Annotated in this window: 16 protein-coding genes and 1 tRNA gene; 11 read left to right on the plus strand and 6 right to left on the minus strand. The window is 53.8% G+C overall.

All coding sequences use genetic code 11. The features are described 5' to 3' along the window. Positions 1–2: 2 nt before the first annotated feature. Positions 3–1223: an arginine deiminase gene (gene arcA / locus FU672_RS19020; RefSeq protein WP_148244406.1), complete on the minus strand. Its 1221-nt coding sequence runs from the start codon at positions 1221–1223 to the stop codon at positions 3–5. Positions 1224–1898: 675 nt separating this feature from the next. Here arcA and FU672_RS19025 point away from each other — a divergent pair. The 5 genes from FU672_RS19025 to FU672_RS19045 all read left to right on the plus strand — a co-directional run bounded on the left by FU672_RS19025 (position 1899) and on the right by FU672_RS19045 (position 8710). Then, positions 1899–2354 carry a YhcH/YjgK/YiaL family protein gene (locus tag FU672_RS19025; protein ID WP_148244407.1) on the plus strand — a complete coding sequence of 152 codons (456 nt, stop codon included), beginning with the start codon at positions 1899–1901 and terminating at the stop codon, positions 2352–2354. Positions 2355–2587: 233 nt separating this feature from the next. Beyond that, positions 2588–3496 carry a 2-keto-3-deoxygluconate aldolase gene (yagE, locus tag FU672_RS19030; RefSeq protein ID WP_148244408.1) on the plus strand — a complete coding sequence of 303 codons (909 nt, stop codon included), beginning with the start codon at positions 2588–2590 and terminating at the stop codon, positions 3494–3496. A 13-nt stretch (positions 3497–3509) separates the two neighbouring features. Next, positions 3510–5477: a xylonate dehydratase YagF gene (gene yagF, locus FU672_RS19035; RefSeq protein ID WP_148244409.1), complete on the plus strand. Its 1968-nt coding sequence runs from the start codon at positions 3510–3512 to the stop codon at positions 5475–5477. Positions 5478–5702: 225 nt separating this feature from the next. Continuing rightward, positions 5703–7085, plus strand: a complete 1383-nt coding sequence (locus FU672_RS19040; RefSeq protein WP_148244410.1) for an MFS transporter — start codon at positions 5703–5705, stop codon at positions 7083–7085. An 11-nt stretch (positions 7086–7096) separates the two neighbouring features. Further along, the gene (locus FU672_RS19045) at positions 7097–8710 is read left to right on the plus strand and encodes a glycoside hydrolase family 43 protein (protein WP_148244411.1); all 1614 of its coding nucleotides are present in this window, start codon (positions 7097–7099) and stop codon (positions 8708–8710) included. Between the two features lie 4 nt (positions 8711–8714). Here the strand turns inward: FU672_RS19045 and xynR are convergent, their stop codons facing one another. The 3 genes from xynR to argL all read right to left on the minus strand — a co-directional run bounded on the left by xynR (position 8715) and on the right by argL (position 10993). Beyond that, the gene (xynR, locus tag FU672_RS19050) at positions 8715–9473 is read right to left on the minus strand and encodes a DNA-binding transcriptional repressor XynR (RefSeq protein WP_148244412.1); all 759 of its coding nucleotides are present in this window, start codon (positions 9471–9473) and stop codon (positions 8715–8717) included. Between the two features lie 450 nt (positions 9474–9923). Beyond that, on the minus strand, positions 9924–10928 hold the full coding sequence (argF, locus tag FU672_RS19055; protein ID WP_148244413.1) for an ornithine carbamoyltransferase: 1005 nt from the start codon (positions 10926–10928) through the stop codon (positions 9924–9926). Next, on the minus strand, positions 10898–10993 hold the full coding sequence (gene argL / locus FU672_RS25005) for a putative translational regulatory protein ArgL (protein ID WP_213705005.1): 96 nt from the start codon (positions 10991–10993) through the stop codon (positions 10898–10900). Before argL ends, argF begins: the two co-directional genes overlap by 31 nt. A 99-nt stretch (positions 10994–11092) precedes the next feature. On the opposite strand from argL, the gene rraB reads away from it, so the two are divergent. The 6 genes from rraB (at position 11093) to FU672_RS19085 (ending at position 15831) form a co-directional block, all read left to right on the plus strand. Beyond that, a complete protein-coding gene (gene rraB, locus FU672_RS19060) occupies positions 11093–11518 on the plus strand; it encodes a ribonuclease E inhibitor RraB (RefSeq protein WP_029739283.1) in 426 nt (141 codons plus the stop codon). 46 nt (positions 11519–11564) lie between these two features. Beyond that, on the plus strand, positions 11565–12323 hold the full coding sequence (miaE, locus tag FU672_RS19065; RefSeq protein ID WP_023324078.1) for a tRNA isopentenyl-2-thiomethyl-A-37 hydroxylase MiaE: 759 nt from the start codon (positions 11565–11567) through the stop codon (positions 12321–12323). Between the two features lie 30 nt (positions 12324–12353). Continuing rightward, positions 12354–13076: a topoisomerase II gene (locus FU672_RS19070; protein ID WP_148244414.1), complete on the plus strand. Its 723-nt coding sequence runs from the start codon at positions 12354–12356 to the stop codon at positions 13074–13076. 106 nt (positions 13077–13182) lie between these two features. Next, positions 13183–13267 (plus strand) — tRNA-Leu (locus tag FU672_RS19075). A gap of 199 nt (positions 13268–13466) precedes the next feature. Continuing rightward, a complete protein-coding gene (locus tag FU672_RS19080) occupies positions 13467–14753 on the plus strand; it encodes a tyrosine-type recombinase/integrase (protein WP_148244415.1) in 1287 nt (428 codons plus the stop codon). A gap of 181 nt (positions 14754–14934) precedes the next feature. After that, positions 14935–15831 carry a hypothetical protein gene (locus tag FU672_RS19085; protein ID WP_148244416.1) on the plus strand — a complete coding sequence of 299 codons (897 nt, stop codon included), beginning with the start codon at positions 14935–14937 and terminating at the stop codon, positions 15829–15831. A gap of 97 nt (positions 15832–15928) precedes the next feature. On the opposite strand, the gene FU672_RS19090 is transcribed toward FU672_RS19085, so the two are convergent. Next, entirely contained in the window at positions 15929–16738 is an 810-nt protein-coding gene (locus FU672_RS19090; protein ID WP_148244417.1) for an HNH endonuclease family protein, read from the minus strand. Next, complete coding sequence (locus FU672_RS19095; RefSeq protein ID WP_148244418.1) at positions 16738–18336, minus strand: AAA family ATPase; 1599 nt, start codon at positions 18334–18336, stop codon at positions 16738–16740. Before FU672_RS19095 ends, FU672_RS19090 begins: the two co-directional genes overlap by 1 nt. Position 18337: the final 1 nt, after the last annotated feature.

The following is an 18337-nucleotide window of genomic DNA, read 5'->3' on the forward strand; positions in this document are numbered from 1 at the left end:
CCTTAAATTCCGTCGCGTTCCAGTGGGCAGCTCATGCAGCGCGCGCCGCCGCGACCGCGTCCGAGTTCGTCGCCAGGGATGGGCAGCACGGTGATGCCCGCTTTGTCGTACTTCTCGTTGGTCCAGACGTTGCGCTCGTAGCCAATCACCACGCCCGGACGAATGGTCAGCACGTTGTTGGCGTCGTTCCACTGTTCGCGTTCGGCTTCAAAGGCATCGCCGCCGGTGGTGATCAGGCGCACCTGGGTAATGCCGAGCGCTTTCTCGATGGCGTGCAGCAGGTCGGTTTCCTGGGTGCGCAGCAGGCCGCCGCGTCCGTCCGGGGTGAGCGTCCAGCACTGGGCGTCTTTGCGCACCACTTCCGGGTAGACGGAGAAGGTGTCCACGTCGATGTGGGTCATGACGGTGTCGAGGTGCATGCAGGAGCGGTGTTTTGGCAGCTCAACGGCGATCACGCGCTCGGCCTGACGGTGTTTGAACAGGCTGTTGGCGAGGAACTCCACGCCCTGCGGCGTCGTGCGCTCGGACATGCCGATCAATACGGCACCACGACCAATCACTAATACGTCGCCGCCTTCTAAGGTGGCGTGGTCGTAATTAATATTCTCATCGCCGAAATACTTAATAAAATCGCCGTCGGTAAACGCCGGGTGCCAGCGATATATTGCCCGCAGGTTATTGGTTTCACGCTGACGCGCCGGTTTCGCCATGGGGTTAATAGAGACGCCGTTATAAATCCAGCAGGAGGTATCGCGGGTAAATAAATGGTTCGGCAGCGGCTTCATAATAAAGTCATTCGCTGTGTGGGTATCCACCACCATATTTTTAATGGCCGCCGGAATTTCACCGTAAGTTAATCCACCGCTTAAACGCCGCGCCAGTTCTCGGTGTGGCATATCCGCCAGCCAGCCACGCACGTCACTCGCAAAGGTTGGCCCGAGGCGGTAGTCAGAGATTTGTGTATCCAGCAGCCAGGATTTCGCTTCTGCAATATCAAGGGTTTGTGTCAGAAGGTCGGTCAACAGCAGGACTTCCACACCCTGCTCGCGCAGCGTGTTTGCGAAAATGTCATGCTCCTCACCCGCCCGTTCAACAGAGAGCACGTCATCGAAAAGCAACTCCTGACAGTTTGATGGCGTTAAACGTTTCAGACTTAAATTTGGGCGGTGCAGCATAACGCTACGCAATTGACCAATTTCAGAACCGACGTAATGCTTTTCCATAATTATTCCTTTAACTGTTTTTCAGAATAAAAAGGGCATGCGCCATGTGATGTATTTAATTGCATGGCGGCTAAGCTCAATTGATTTCGTGATTCATACTAGGCAGTTAAATAATTCGTATTGTGATGTTGCTCACGCGAAATAGGATATTAAGAGGTTTATTTTCATTTGCATGATTCGCATCAGATAATGATTAATTTCATATTATTGATGGGTGAATAGCTAAGCAGGATCCGGTGGCATTATTTGAGGTTGTTATTATTTTGTAGATTTTAATTTTTTGAAATATATTGTTATATCGTTGATTTTAAATGATAAATATCATGCATAAGAATGGCTATGCAATTAACGTAATTAACTATTTTTGACTTAAGAAAAATAAATAAATAATTATGGTTTTTTAGAGCAAATTATCAAAACAGTAAAGTGTGAGACGGTAACGGGTTTTGTTAATTAGAGTGAATGATCAAGAGGTTAGAACAGTCGCGCGATAAGCGCTGATCGAGGTTATGCATAACCCCTGCATAATTGCCTGGGCAGGATTAACAGATAGTTAACACCTTTTCCGATAAACATGCGCTCGCGCAAACCTCTTCCAAAAAGGGCTGGTATGGCAGCCTGGATTCTCGTATAAAAGATAAAAATGAAACATTGTTTTATATTGAGGGTTGAAACATGATTATCGGCAACATCCACCATCTGCAGTCCTGGCTGCCTGACGAGCTGCGTCAGGCGATTGAGCACATTAAAGCGCACGTCACCGACGCCACGCCGCTCGGTAAACACGACATCAATGGTAACAGCCTGTTTTATCTGGTCTCCGAAGACACGACCCAGCCGTTCGCCGAGCGCCGCGCCGAGTTCCACGCGCGTTATCTGGACATCCAGATTGTGATGCAGGGTCAGGAAGGGATGACCTTCAGCACCCTGCCGCACGGCGCGCCGGAGACCGACTGGCTGGCGGACAAAGACATCGCGTTCCTGCCGGCAGGTGAGCAGGAGAAAACCGTGGTGCTGAGCGAAGGGGACTTTGTGGTGTTCTGGCCGGGCGAAGTGCACAAGCCGCTGTGCGCGGTTGGGGCGCCTGCTAAGGTCAGGAAAGTGGTCGTTAAAATGTTGGTTGCAAGGTAAAAGCAAAAACGGCAACCCTGTTGTCGTTTTTTAGTGTTTTCTCCCTCTCCCTGTGGGAGAGGGCCGGGGTGAGGGCATCAGGCCGCACTTACTAATATGTGATCCAGCTTAAATTTCCCGCACTCCTTCCTCATCTCCCATTTACCTGCCCTTTTTCTGCGTCGTAGTATGATCGTTAAATTAACGAACGCTGTTCTATAATGTAGAACAAAATGATTCAGCAAGGAGATCTCATGCCGCAGTCCGCGTTGTTCACGGGAATCATTCCCCCAGTCTCCACCATTTTCACCGCCGATGGTCAGCTTGATAAGCAGGGCACCGCCGCGCTGATCGACGATCTGATCCGTGCGGGCGTTGACGGCCTGTTCTTCCTGGGCAGCGGCGGCGAGTTCTCCCAGCTCAACGCCGAAGAGCGTAAAACCATTGCCCGCTTTGCTATCGATCATGTCGATCGTCGGGTGCCGGTACTGATCGGCACCGGCGGCACCAACGCCCGGGAAACCATTGAGCTGAGCCAGCACGCGCAGCAGGCGGGCGCTGACGGCATCGTGGTGATTAATCCCTACTACTGGAAAGTGTCGGAAGCGAACCTGATCCGCTATTTCGAGCAGGTGGCCGACAGCGTCACGCTGCCGGTGATGCTCTATAACTTCCCCGCGCTGACCGGGCAGGATCTGACCCCGGCGCTGGTCAAAACCCTCGCCGACTCGCGCAGCAACATCGTCGGCATCAAAGACACTATCGACTCCGTCGCCCACCTGCGCAGCATGATCCACACCGTCAAAGGCGCCCACCCGCACTTCACCGTGCTCTGCGGCTACGACGATCACCTCTTTAATACCCTGCTGCTCGGCGGCGACGGGGCGATCTCGGCCAGCGGCAACTTTGCTCCGCAGGTGTCGGTAAATCTTCTGAAAGCCTGGCGGGATAAAGACGTAGCGAAAGCGGCTGAGTATCATCAAACCCTGCTGCAAATCCCTCAGATGTATCAGCTGGATACGCCGTTTGTGAACGTCATTAAAGAGGCGATAGTGCTTTGTGGTCGCCCGATTTCAACGCACGTCCTGCCGCCAGCCTCGCCGCTGGATGAGCCGCGTAAGGCGCAGCTGAAAACTCTGTTACAACAGCTCAAGCTCTGCTGAGCCGGAGATAACGATGACCATTGAGAAAATTTTCACCCCGCAGGACGAGGCGTTTTATGCGGTGATCACCCACGCGGCGGGGCCGCAGGGCGCGCTGCCGCTGACCCCGCAGATGCTGATGGAATCTCCCAGCGGCAATCTGTTCGGCATGACGCAGAACGCCGGAATGGGCTGGGACGCCAACAGGCTGACGGGCAAAGAGGTGCTGATCATCGGCACCCAGGGCGGGATCCGCGCCGGGGACGGACGCCCGGTTGCGCTGGGCTACCACACCGGGCACTGGGAAATCGGCATGCAGATGCAGGCGGCCGCGAAGGAGATCACCCGCAACGGTGGGATCCCGTTTGCCGCCTTCGTCAGCGATCCGTGCGACGGGCGCTCTCAGGGCACGCACGGGATGTTCGACTCCCTGCCGTACCGCAACGATGCGGCGATTGTGTTTCGTCGTCTGATCCGCTCTTTGCCAACGCGCCGGGCGGTGATTGGCGTGGCAACCTGCGATAAAGGGCTGCCCGCCACCATGATTGCGCTGGCCGCTATGCACGACCTGCCGACCATTCTGGTGCCGGGCGGGGCGACGCTGCCGCCGACCGTGGGGGAAGATGCGGGCAAGGTGCAGACCATTGGAGCGCGCTTCGCCAACCACGAGCTGTCGTTGCAGGAGGCCGCTGAGCTGGGCTGTCGCGCCTGCGCGTCGCCGGGCGGCGGGTGTCAGTTCCTCGGCACGGCGGGCACCTCTCAGGTGGTCGCGGAAGCGCTGGGGCTGGCGCTGCCGCACTCCGCGCTGGCGCCGTCCGGGCAGGCGGTGTGGCTGGAGATCGCCCGCCAGTCGGCGCGCGCGGTCAGCGAGCTGGATAACCGCGGCATCACCACGCGCGATATCCTCACCGACAAAGCCATCGAAAACGCGATGGTGATCCACGCGGCGTTCGGCGGCTCCACCAATTTACTGCTGCACATTCCGGCCATCGCCCACGCGGCGGGCTGCACTATTCCGGACGTTGAACACTGGACGCGCATCAACCGCAAGGTACCGCGCCTGGTGAGCGTGCTGCCAAACGGCCCGGACTACCACCCGACCGTGCGAGCTTTCCTGGCGGGCGGCGTGCCGGAAGTGATGCTCCACCTGCGCGATCTCGGCCTGCTGCATCTGGATGCCATGACCGTGACCGGCCAGACGGTAGGCGAGAACCTCGACTGGTGGCAGGCTTCCGAGCGCCGTAAGCGCTTCCGCCAGTGCCTGCGCGAGCAGGACGGCGTGGAGCCGGATGACGTGATCCTGCCGCCGGAGAAGGCAAAAGCGAAAGGGCTGACCTCGACCGTCTGCTTCCCGACGGGCAACATCGCGCCGGAAGGATCGGTGATCAAGGCCACGGCGATTGACCCGTCGGTGGTGGATGACGATGGCGTTTACCGCCACACCGGCCGGGTGCGGGTGTTTGTCTCCGAAGCGCAGGCAATTAAGGCCATCAAGCGGGAAGAGATTATGCAGGGCGATATCATGGTGGTGATCGGCGGCGGACCGTCCGGCACCGGCATGGAAGAGACCTACCAGTTGACCTCTGCGCTGAAACATATCTCCTGGGGGAAAACGGTATCGCTCATTACCGATGCGCGCTTCTCGGGCGTGTCGACGGGGGCCTGCTTCGGCCACGTATCGCCGGAGGCGCTGGCGGGCGGGCCGATTGGCAAGCTGCGCGACAACGACATCATCGAGATAGCCGTGGACCGCCTGACCCTGACGGGCAGCGTGAACTTTATCGGCACGGCGGACAACCCGCTGACGCCGGAAGAGGGCGCGCGCGAGCTGGCGATGCGGCAGCCTCACCCGGACCTGCACGCCCACGACTTTTTGCCGGACGATACCCGGCTGTGGGCGGCGCTGCAGTCGGTGAGCGGCGGCACCTGGAAAGGCTGCATTTATGACACCGATAAAATCATTGAGGTAATTAACGCCGGAAAAAAAGCGCTCGGCATTTAATTATTTTTTAGATAACTCCGTCTGCGAAAAATATTTCGCGGACGGTTTTCGCTTGTCTGTAATTTGCTAATTTAAACAATGAGTTGTGATGTATCGTTGGCGTCACAAAAGCAAAATAACGTAATTCAGAAATAAGATATGACCATTGCTGGTTAATTGAACAGCTCATTACACTCTATTAACACGATGTTGTAATTCAGCACACTACATAAGGGTGTAATTCTGATGACGCAATTAACCATGAAAGATAAAATTGGCTACGGGCTGGGTGACACCGCCTGCGGCTTCGTCTGGCAGGCCACGATGTTCCTGCTGGCCTATTTCTACACCGACGTATTTGGCCTGTCGGCGGGGATTATGGGGACGCTGTTTTTGGTCTCCCGCGTGCTCGACGCCGTGACCGACCCGCTGATGGGGCTGCTGGTAGACCGCACCCGCACGCGGCACGGCCAGTTCCGCCCGTTCCTGCTGTGGGGCGCCATCCCGTTCGGCATCGTCTGCGTGCTGACCTTCTACACGCCGGACTTCTCCGCGCAGGGCAAAATCATCTACGCCTGTGTGACCTACATTCTTCTGACCCTGGTCTATACCTTCGTTAACGTGCCGTACTGCGCCATGCCGGGCGTGATCACCGCCGACCCGAAAGAGCGTCACGCCCTGCAGTCCTGGCGCTTCTTCCTGGCGGCGGCGGGCTCGCTCGCCATCAGCGGCATCGCGCTGCCGCTGGTCAGCATCATCGGCAAAGGGAACGAGCAGGTGGGCTATTTCGGCGCCATGTGCGTGCTGGGGCTGAGCGGCGTGGTGCTGCTCTACGTCTGCTTCTTTACCACCAAAGAGCGCTACACCTTTGAGGTGCAGCCGGGCTCGTCGGTGGCGAAAGATCTTAAGCTGCTGCTGGGCAACAGCCAGTGGCGCATCATGTGCGCGTTCAAGATGATGGCGACCTGCTCCAACGTGGTTCGCGGCGGGGCAACGCTCTATTTCGTCAAATACGTGATGGATCACCCGGAGATGGCGACCCAGTTTTTACTCTATGGCAGCCTCGCCACCATGTTCGGTTCGCTCTGCTCGTCCCGCCTGCTGGGCCGCTTCGACCGCGTCACCGCCTTCAAGTGGATCATTGTCGCCTACTCGCTGATCAGCCTGCTGATTTTCGTTACCCCGGCGGAGCATATCGCGCTGATTTTCGCCCTCAACATCCTGTTCCTGTTCGTCTTTAACACTACCACGCCGCTGCAGTGGCTGATGGCCTCTGACGTGGTGGATTACGAGGAGAGCCGCAGCGGGCGTCGCCTCGACGGGCTGGTGTTCTCCACCTACCTGTTCAGCCTGAAGATTGGCCTCGCGATTGGCGGGGCGGTGGTGGGCTGGATCCTGGCATACGTGAACTACTCCGCCAGCAGCAGCGTGCAGCCGGTGGAGGTGCTCACCACCATCAAAATTCTGTTCTGCGTGGTGCCGGTGGTGCTCTACGCGGGCATGTTCATCATGCTGTCGTTATACAAACTCACCGACGCCCGCGTGGAGGCCATCAGCCAGCAGCTGATCAAGCACCGCGCGTCGCAGGGTGAGGCCGTTCCCGACGCCGCGACAGCCGCATCCCATTAACCGGAGGCAATATGACAACCATTACTAATCCTATCCTGACCGGCTTTAACCCCGACCCGTCCCTCTGCCGTCAGGGCGAGGACTACTACATCGCCACCTCGACCTTCGAGTGGTTTCCGGGCGTGCGCATCTACCACTCCCGCGACTTAACAAACTGGTCGCTGGTCAGCACGCCGCTGGACCGCGTGTCGATGCTGGACATGAAGGGCAACCCGGACTCCGGCGGCATCTGGGCGCCGTGCCTGAGCTACGCCGACGGCAAATTCTGGCTGCTCTACACCGACGTGAAGATTGTCGATTCGCCGTGGAAAAATGGCCGCAACTTCCTCGTCACCGCACCCTCCATCGAGGGGCCGTGGAGCGAACCGATCCCGATGGGTAACGGCGGGTTTGACCCGTCCCTGTTCCACGACGACGATGGCCGCAAATACTACCTCTACCGTCCGTGGGGGCCGCGCCACCACAGCAACCCGCATAACACCATCGTCATGCAGGAGTTCGATCCACAGACCGGCACGCTCTCGCCCGAGCGCAAAACCCTGTTTACCGGCACGCCGCTCTGCTACACCGAAGGCGCGCACCTGTATCGCCACGCGGGTTGGTACTACCTGATGGTTGCCGAAGGCGGCACCAGCTACGAGCACGCCGTCGTAGTGCTGCGCGCAAAAACCATCGACGGGCCATACGAACTGCACCCGGACGTGACGATGATGACCAGCTGGCACCTGCCGGAGAACCCGCTGCAGAAGAGCGGCCACGGCTCGCTGCTGCAGACGCATACGGGGGAATGGTATATGGCCTACCTCACCAGCCGCCCGCTGCGTCTGCCCGGCGTGCCGCTGCTGGCGTCCGGCGGACGCGGCTACTGCCCGCTGGGGCGCGAGACCGGCATCGCCCGCATTGAGTGGCGCGACGGCTGGCCGTACGTGGAAGGCGGTAAGCACGCGCAGCTGACCGTGCCCGGCCCGCAGGTGGCGGAGCAGCCTGCTGTCGCTCAGGGCAACTGGCGGGATGATTTTGACGGCAGCACGCTCGACCCTGAACTGCAGACCCTGCGCATTCCGTTCGACGACACTCTCGGCTCGCTTACCGCGCGCCCGGGCTATTTACGGCTCTACGGCAACGACTCGCTCAACTCGACCTTCACCCAGTCGACCGTGGCGCGCCGCTGGCAGCACTTCGTCTTCCGGGCGGAGACGCGGATGCAGTTCTCGCCGGTCCACTTCCAGCAGAGCGCGGGGCTTACCTGCTACTACAACAGCAAAAACTGGAGCTACTGTTTTGTGGACTATGAGGAGGGGCTGGGGAGAACGATCAAGGTGATCCAGCTGGACCACAACGTGCCGTCGTGGCCGCTGCACGAGCAGCCGATTTCGGTGCCGGAACAGGCCGAGAGCGTCTGGCTGCGGGTGGATGTGGATACGCTGGTCTACCGCTACAGCTACTCGTTTGACGGCGAGACATGGCACGCCGTGCCGGTAACGTATGAGGCGTGGAAGCTGTCGGACGACTACATCGGCGGGCGCGGCTTCTTCACCGGCGCATTTGTGGGGCTGCACTGCGAGGACATCAGCGGTGACGGCTGCCACGCGGACTTCGACTACTTCACCTACGAGCCGGCCTAACGGCTCAGGCCGGGTAGCCCAGCGCACGTGAGAGCTGGAGCCCGGCCTGCTGAAGCTGCTCGCGGAAGTTAGCCAGCTCGGCGTCGTCCACGCGGGAGGTCAGCGTCGACAGGCTCAGGGCGGCGATGACGCGGGACTCGTGGTTCCACACCGGCACCGCCACGCAGCGCACGCCCTGCTCGTTCTCTTCGCTGTCCAGGGCAAAACCCTGCTCGCGGGTCTGCGCCAGGGCGCTCATTAAGGCTTCGCGAGAGGCGAGGGTAGCGGGCGTAAAGGTGGTGTACTGATAGCCTTCCAGCAGGGCGTTCAGCTCGGGTTCGCCCAGCCAGGCAATCAACACCTTGCCGATGGCGGTGGCGTGAACCGGCAGGCGGCGGCCGATGCGCGAATAGGCGATGGCGGCCAGCTTGCCTTCAATCTTCTCGATATAGACCCCTTCACGCCCGTCCAGGATCCCCAGATGGGTGGTCTGCCCGGTCCGCTGGGACAGCTCCGTCAGCCAGCCTTTCGCCTTCTGGCGAATATCCATCGAGCCCACGACAAAATGGCCGCGCTCGACCAGCTTCATGCCGAGGCGATACTTGCCGTTCTCCGGGTTCTGATCGATATAGCCGTGAAGCTGCAGGGTTTTCAGCAGCGAGTGGAGGGTACTCTTGCTCAGCCCCATCAGTTTGCTGATGTCGGTGATCTTAAGCTCGGTGGCCTGCTCGTTGAACAGGTCGAGGATCTGCAACGCACGTTCAACAGACTGAATAATCGGCATAATGCTGGTATGTCCACGCTGGAATTAAGGCGAAAACGTACCTTTTTCGGGGTGAAAAATCAATGAAATGGCGCCGGTGTTCTCCCTCTCCCCGTGGGAGAGGGCCGGGGTGAGGGCATCAGGCCGCATCGTCACCTGATTTGCCCGGCGGCGCTTCGCTTGCACGGGCCTACGGGTTGGGTGTTCTCCCTCTCGCCGTGGGAGAGGGCCGGGATGAGGGCATCAGGCCGCATCGTTGCCTGATTCGCCCGGCGGCGCTGCGCTTGCACGGGCCTACGGGCTGGGTGTTCTCCCTCTCCCTGTGGGAGAGGGCCGGGGTGAGGGCATCAGGCCGCATCGTTGCCTGATTCGCCCGGCGGCGCTTCGCTTGCACGGGCCTACAGGCTGGGTTTTCTCCCTCTCCCTGTGGGAGAGGGCCGGGGTGAGGGCACCAGCACGCAGAATACCCAATCACTCCCCAAGCGTCGCCACCATCACCGCCTTAATCGTATGCATCCGGTTTTCCGCCTGGTCGAACACGATGCTCGCCGCCGACTCAAACACCTCGTCGGTCACCTCCATTCCGCCGTGCAGATCGAACTCTTTCGCCATCTGCTTGCCGAGCGTGGTCTGGTCGTCATGGAACGCCGGCAGGCAGTGCAGGAACTTAACGTTCGGGTTGCCGGTCAGCGCCATCATCTGCGCGTTCACCTGATACCCGCGCAGCAGCGCAATCCGCTCTGCCCACTTCTCTTTGGCTTCGCCCATCGACACCCACACATCGGTATAGATAAAGTCCGCGCCCTTCACGCCCGCCGCCACGTCTTCCGTCAGGACGATCTTCCCGCCGTGCTTCTCCGCCAGCGCGCGGCACTCCGCCACCAGGCTCTCTTCCGGCCAGCAGGCTTTCGGGGCCACCAGACGCAGATCCAGCCCGGTCAGTGCCGCCGCTTCCAGCATCGAGTTGCCCATGTTGTTGCGCGCGTCGCCCGCGTAGACCAGCGTCATCTCGTTAAACGCCTTGCCCGGCAGGTGCTCCTGCATGGTCAGCAGGTCAGCCAGCAGCTGGGTCGGGTGGAACTCGTTGGTCAGCCCGTTCCACACCGGCACGCCTGCATACTGCGCCAGCGTTTCGACCACTTCCTGGCCGTGACCGCGATACTGAATGCCGTCGTACATCCGCCCGAGCACGCGCGCGGTGTCCTTAATTGACTCTTTATGCCCAATCTGGCTGCCGCTCGGCCCTAAATACGTGACGCGCGCGCCCTGGTCAAATGCGGCAACTTCGAAAGAGCAACGTGTACGGGTCGAGTCTTTTTCGAAGATGAGCGCGATGTTTTTACCGGTAAGCTTTTGTACTTCCTTGCCATTTTTTTTATCAGCTTTGAGCTGTGCGGCAAGAGTCAGCAGAGAAGTGAACTGTGCAGGGGTAAAGTCGAGCAGTTTCAGAAAGTGTTTCTTGTATAAATCGGACATCTTATCCTCGCATGGCGAACGCCACTTATTGAATTAAAATTCACTTTATATGTGTAATTATTCATTTGCAACCCCGTTTCACAATTCTTTCTTACAAAGGTGGAGGCAAACCCGTCCGTGTGTGAAAATAGAAGTATCTGCCGCACTTTAAAGAGGATTGAGCCATGGCAAACCCGGAACACCTGGAAGAGCAACGCGAAGAGACGCGTCTGATTATTGAAGAACTGCTGGAAGACGGTAGCGATCCGGACGCGCTGTACACCATCGAGCACCATTTCTCTGCGGATGATTTCGACGCGCTGGAAAAACTGGCCGTGGAAGCCTTCAAGCTGGGTTACGAAGTGACCGAGCCGGAAGAGCTGGAAGTGGAAGAGGGCGACACCGTCATCTGCTGCGACATCCTGAGCGAAGGCGCGCTGAAGGCGGAGCTGATCGACGCGCAGGTCGAACAGCTGATGAACCTGGCCGAGAAGTTTGAAGTGGAATACGACGGCTGGGGAACCTACTTCGAAGATCCGAACGGTGAAGACGGCGAAGAAGGCGACGACGAGGATTACGTCGACGAAGACGACGACGGCGTGCGTCACTAAGCGTTTCAGGCGGTGGCGCACGCCACCGCTTTTTCAAGGCAGAACCATGGATTACCCGCAGATACTCGCCCCCGTACTCAACTTCCTCCAGTGCCCGACCCCGCAAGCATGGATTGATAAAGCCCGCGACCCGGCGAACCTGCCGCTGCTGCTCACTGACCACATGGTGTGCGAGCTCAAGGCCGCCCAGACCGCGCTGCTGCTGGTGCGTAAATACGTCGCCGACGAAAGCGGTGCCGACGCGCTGCTCGACTGGCTCAAGCCCTACGAACAGTTCACCTTCCGCGACGGCCCAGAGCCGGACTTCATCGCCCTGCACAGGCAGATTGGCAAAAGCGTGATGCCCAAAACCGACGACCCGTGGGGCCAGGCGCTCATCGACAGCATGGTGCTGCTGATCAAAGAGGAGCTGCACCATTTCTGGCAGGTGCGCGAGGCGATGCTGGCCCGCGATATTCCGTACGTCAAAATCACCGCCAGCCGCTACGCCAAAGGGATGCTGAAGGAAGTGCGCACCCACGAACCGCTGACGCTGATCGACAAGCTCATCTGCGGTGCCTACATCGAAGCCCGCTCCTGCGAACGCTTCGCCGCGCTGGCCCCGTTCCTCGACGACGACCTGCAGAAGTTCTATCTCTCGCTGCTGCGCTCGGAAGCACGCCATTATCAGGACTACCTGACGCTGGCCCAGCAGGTGAGCGACGACGATATCTCACCGCGCATACAGCTTTTTGGCGAAATTGAAGCCACACTTATCTCGACACCGGACAACGAGTTTCGCTTCCACAGCGGCGTGCCGGTGTAAACCGGCACAACTCAAGGATAAGGATGCGAGATGAATAAAACGTGGACCCGTACCGTGATGGTTGTTGTGGTGGCCGCCGCCGTGGCGTTCTGGGTGTTCTTCGACAGGCAGCGTGCTCCGGAACGGCAGATGGATACCGCCCTTAACGAAATGCCCGCCTGGCAGGTGATTAAGGAGCAGGAGCCCGCGCTGCATCAGCGTATCTTGGACCAGATGGCCGCCCTGCAAAAAGCGGGCGAGCCGGAGCAGCAGATTATCGACACCATCCAGCCGCAGATCCTGCATCTGCAGATGTCGCGCCTGCAAAACGCCCCGGACGCCAACGTGGTGAACTACATGACCATCAACATGGAGCAGACCGCCGCCATTCAGAAGGTGAGCGATGACGCCTGCTTCCGCTTCCTCTACCCGACGGTGAAGGGCGGCGTGAACCCGATGCGCATGCTGGATAAAGACCTGATGGCGCGGCGCATGCAGGCCGACGCCGACATGATGCGCGCGGCCTACGGCAAAAACCGCCACACCGTGACCCCGGCCGAACGCGAGGCGGCTGTCGAGGATGTGCGACCGATTATGAAGGCACTTGCCGATAAGTACGGCGAGGACATCCAACTGCTGCAGATGCCGGAGAAGGCGGCGGGCAAAGAGAAGCTCTCCTGCGATATGGTGCAGGAGATGTGGGCGAAGGTGCTGGCGCTGCCGGAGCAGAAGGCGGCGGGGGTGATTCGTCTGGCGGTGTCTGAGCTGGAGTGACGAAGGGCGCTGGTTTTTTGGGCACTTAGCGCGGGTTTAGCGCGTCGTCGCTTGCATGGCGGCGCGCGACAGGTATAATCCACAACGTTTCCGCATCCCCTTCAGTGCCGAAGTGGCGAAATCGGTAGACGCAGTTGATTCAAAATCAACCGTAGAAATACGTGCCGGTTCGAGTCCGGCCTTCGGCACCATTAGTATGTAAATGGACCTCAACTGAGGTCTTTTTTTATGCCTAAAATCCAGTCCCCGCAAGGCTTTGCCCCGCTTTTCAGTCAACCGACATCAATCTGACTTACCCCACATCAACCTGCTTGTGAGTATACAACCGAGTATATATGCTGGTTCGATAATGCTTATATACTCACGGCAGCATATGGAAGGAATACCATCATGGCCCTGACTGATACCAAGGTGCGCTCGGCAAAACCTGAAGCAAAGGAATACTCGCTCATCGATGGCGACGGCATGTTTTTGCTGATACACCCTAACGGCTCCAAATATTGGCGCTTTCGTTTCCGTTTTGGCGGTAAACAACACCTGATGGCATTTGGTATTTACCCCGAAACCTCACTGGCTGGTGCTCGTCAAAAGAGGGAAGAGGCCAGGAGGCTTGTTGCTGCCGGTGTTGATCCTCGTGAGCATAAGCGTGCCGTAAAAGAAGAACAGGCTAAAGAGGTCATCACTTTTGAATCTGTTGCCAGAGACTGGCATGCCAGCAATCAAAAGTGGTCTGAGTCGCATAGTGGCCGTGTTCTTAAAAGCCTGGAAGATAATCTGTTCGATGCGATTGGTAAGCGTAATATCGCTGAGCTAAAAACCAGAGATTTACTTATTCCCATTAAAGCCGTGGAGATGTCTGGACGTCTTGAGGTGGCGGCACGACTACAACAGCGAACAACAGCAATTATGCGATTTGCCGTGCAAAGCGGTTTAATCGACTACAACCCTGCACAAGAGATCGCTGGAGCGGTTGCTACAGCTAAACGTCAACATCGCGCTGCGCTAGAGCTTAATCGCATTCCTGAACTACTTCATCGTATTGACACATATAACGGCAGGCCACTAACACGCTTAGCTGTGGAGCTGACGTTGTTAGTCTTCATACGATCAAGTGAACTACGTTTTGCACGCTGGAAAGAAGTCGATTTTGAAAATGCAATGTGGACGATTCCGGGAGAGCGTGAGCCTTTGGAGGGGGTGAAGCATTCACATAGAGGATCAAAAATGCGGACTCCTCATCTTGTTCCTTTATCTCTCCAGGCTTTGACCATTCTGGAGCAGATCAAAAGCATGAGTGGAAATCGTGAACTGATCTTCGTTGGCGATCATGATCCACGTAAACCAATGAGTGAGAACACGGTCAACAAGGCGCTACGGGTGATGGGCTACGATACGAAGGTTGAGGTTTGCGGGCATGGTTTCAGGACTATGGCATGTAGTTCATTGATCGAATCGGGGTTGTGGTCGAAGGATGCGGTAGAGCGGCAGATGAGCCACCAGGAGCGTAGTTCTGTTCGGGCGGCTTATATCCATAAGGCGGAGCATCTTGCAGAACGCAAACTTATGCTGCAGTGGTGGGCAGATTATCTGGATGCAAATCGGAAGCAAGGAATCAGCCCGTTTGATTTTCACACGATCAATTCTCCAGGGAAATTAGCGGGCATTATCCCAAAGTAGACAGTATATTAAATAGATAGGTTCATATTCTATCTATTTTGAATTAAATTTCGCTTTTATAGATAAAGCCTCTGGGAATGGATGTATAAAAATGCAAATAATCGAAATAGTATATTTTCTTATTTTTAATTAGTTATGTGAAATAAATTAATTATATTTCAATTGGTTAACGAGAGGGGATATGGGAAAGTATAAATTGGATTTATATGCTAATGCAATTGATAGTCTTAATGAGGCTTTGCTCAAGTATGAACTTGGACTCCGAGGTGAGGCCAGGGCCCATAAATTTGTATTGCTCCATTTCTGCCATTTTATGGAGTTAACACTCAAAGCATATTTATGGGATAAAAATGAAAATTTAATTTATTCTAAGGTTTATAAAGAGATAAAAAAAGAAGCGAAAAAACGAGCGCTTGGGATTTTCAATACCTTCGAGCTATTGGAATCAGAATCATATGACTTTTCAAGAATAGTACAAAATGTTGATGATCCTTATACAATTACAGTGGATGATGCAATTGAGTTTATTTATTCAGAAGGAGAGTTAGATGATGAATTGGTGCAAGATATTAAAGCTATAAAAAAAATAAGAAATAATATTGAACACTATGCATTTGAAATGGATACAAAGCAAATTAGATTAACTATTGGTAGATTAATGAGAGGATTTTATGAGTTTACCGATTATGTTGGGCTAGGTGATCTTAATGATGCTGTGCATAAACAAAATATTAAAATTTTTGAAATGCTTGCTGATGAATATGAAAGTAAATTACAAGAAGCACATGCTGATGTGAGAGAAGCTCATTCAGAAGCGTTCAGAGGTGTTCGATTTAAGGAATATAATCTTGTAGATTGGAATTGCTATATTTGTGATTCTTGCGGAGAAGAAACTATGATACCAAACCATAACTCACCGACAGGTTATGAATGTACCCATTGTAGGGCTACGGAAAGTGGTAATATAGAGGTTGAATGCGATGTGTGCTCAACAAGCTGGCCTAAGGACGAAATGGACTATTGGGATGGCGTTGGTAATCTATGCCCATGTTGTACAGATTTTGACTCTAAACCTTAGTTTAAACGATGCGTGGGGAATCTTCCCCACGTAATGAAATTAGTCATGTAAAATGTGCAGCAATAAAAACTAATTGTGTGAAAATAGAATATGCGATCTATTCTAGATTTAATATATCTTTTACTTCGGGTAATTCTCTATGTGCTCTTAAATAAACAACGGCAGCGCGTGAGAATTTTTCAGTATCACGTACCATACGCTTAAGTTTCGCCTTTGCTCCTTGTATATCATCATTGTTCTTTATTTTTTTAATTTGTTCCTCTACTTCAATACGTAATCTATTCCGTGCTCTAACAATACGGGCTTCGTGTAAATGAAATATATCGATAGAATTTTCGACTTTTATTTTTTGCTCCGCAGTTGCTCCTGGCTTAGAAGTAGGAAGACCATCATTATCAAACCAAAGGAGCTTTTCATCATCTTGATTATATGGGTCAAGAAAATTAGGCCGTTCGTTACAAAGCTTATCATTGTCCTCAGGATTCGATGCTCGTTCATCTGGATTTTCAAGAGGAAATCTACATGCTTTTCCCCCTTGAGTTTCTTCAAAATTTCTGCGGCTATTACAGAATGTACATGCACAGCGATAGTTATCCCAATCAAATGCAAGCCACCAATAACCGTCATGTTCTTTATCATTCTCCACTTTATTTTTTGGTCTGAAGTGATCAATTGCCACGTCGGAACGGATTTCTTCAGATTCACAATACCAGCACTTTTTCTTCAATGTATCGGGTAAAAGATCATAAAAATCACGCCAGACCTTACTGGAAGTAAGCCGTTTTAATATCTCTTTTCTTGATTTTGCATCAGGAGCAGCGAGTATTTCAGCTTTAGCTTTTTCGGCCATTGTGTGCCAAGCTTGAGTTAAGCATTCTTCGATCTCTCCCTTACATATCCAGCGCATTATGCTCCCTCCTCTGACGTAGGGTGATATTTTTTACGCAGAAATTCATGATAATCAGGGTCATCAGTCGCTAGATTGAAGCCTAGTTTTCCCAGTTCAGTATTTAGCCGGGTGAGATATTCTTCTTCATCTTCAGGTTGCTTACCCATTTCACGAACAAGTTGAACTTTTGATAAATTATCTTTTGCAGCCAAATAATTTCTAGCGATTAGCTTTTGATTAGTGTCATCGTCAAGAGTTGTTAATAGGCCAAACATATCACTGCGCAAGATAAGATTGATACCCATTCCTCTAGGACTTTCCTCTGGTTCGATTGCGTGGATCTGATACTTGCTATCTTTTTTCATAACTTGTATCTGCCCTTTTTGCAATTCTGCAATGGCTAGAGGATGATGAGTGACCATCAATAAGTGGCTAGTTTCATGATTGGGCACAAAGTCATGAAGAAATTTTAAATATTTCACCGCCCAAGAAGGATTTAAGTGAGTATCTGGCTCATCAAGTAAAAATAGAGAGTCTTTTCCACCCGTAAATTTAAGTAGGCCTAAAACGGTTAATAATTGCTGTTCGCCTTCACTGAGCTCTCGGAAGGTGAGTGGTTCTTCACTACTTGAAATTTTTACACGAATACTAACTTCGGAAATTATTTCAGATAGTAACGTACTCTCTAGCATTTTAAATAATTCATCGGCACTAAGATCTTTGGCAAATTTGCGTAGTGCATTTACGTCTGGTAAAAATAAATGAAAAAACTCGTTGCGGATGTTTTTTCCTGTTAATGATGTATCTTCGAGGCGCGTCACTTTTACTGGAGATAAGCTATGCTTAATTAATTCGTCTAAAAAACGACGCACAACGCCGTATGATCCCCAAAAAAGCTCTCCTTTTTCTTTGGCCCAACCAGGTTGTCTCATCACAAAATGAATACTGTCTAACTCTTCGATGCCTAAATGTTCGCGCAAAAAGTCTTTCTCAATACTATCATTTTCGTTCAAGAAAAAAGCTAGTAAAACGAATTGGCTGTGGAATGGCTTGGCGTAAAAAAGAGGGCGAATATCTCCTTTTAGATCCAGTTTGTCTTGAAGTAAACGTCTGTAAAAATCTGTTCGGTGTTTTTTAAAGTAGTTTTCCAGTCGATCACTGGGACCTGAGTAGTAGGCAAATACATACTTAGGCAAATAAGGTGCATTGCCATTTTTGTCACGCTTTAACTTTGAAAAAGGTATTGGCTGCTTCTTTGAATTTTCGTCAAATAAATCTGTCAGTTGATCACTTAATAGATTACGAATACTAACTTCATATTGCTTGGACAAAGCCCCTCGAGTTGGGTCGGCATCAATCGTTACTTCTAACCATCTATCGCTAGGTTGGTCTGACTTATGAGGCTGGCCAAGTCTGTAAACCAGTTCATAAGAAAAAAGTGGTGGTTCGCCCAAATCGATGTTGCGGAATATTGATACCAAAGCCTCCAGCACATTGGATTTTCCAGAACCGTTACGACCTACAACAACAGTCATTAAGTGCTCTTCATCAAAATCCACTTGAACATCTTCAAGATTTTTAAAGCGCGTACGAATATGTAATTTATCGACTTTCATT

This window comes from Enterobacter asburiae, assembly GCF_008080435.1.
Taxonomy (GTDB): domain Bacteria; phylum Pseudomonadota; class Gammaproteobacteria; order Enterobacterales; family Enterobacteriaceae; genus Enterobacter; species Enterobacter asburiae_C.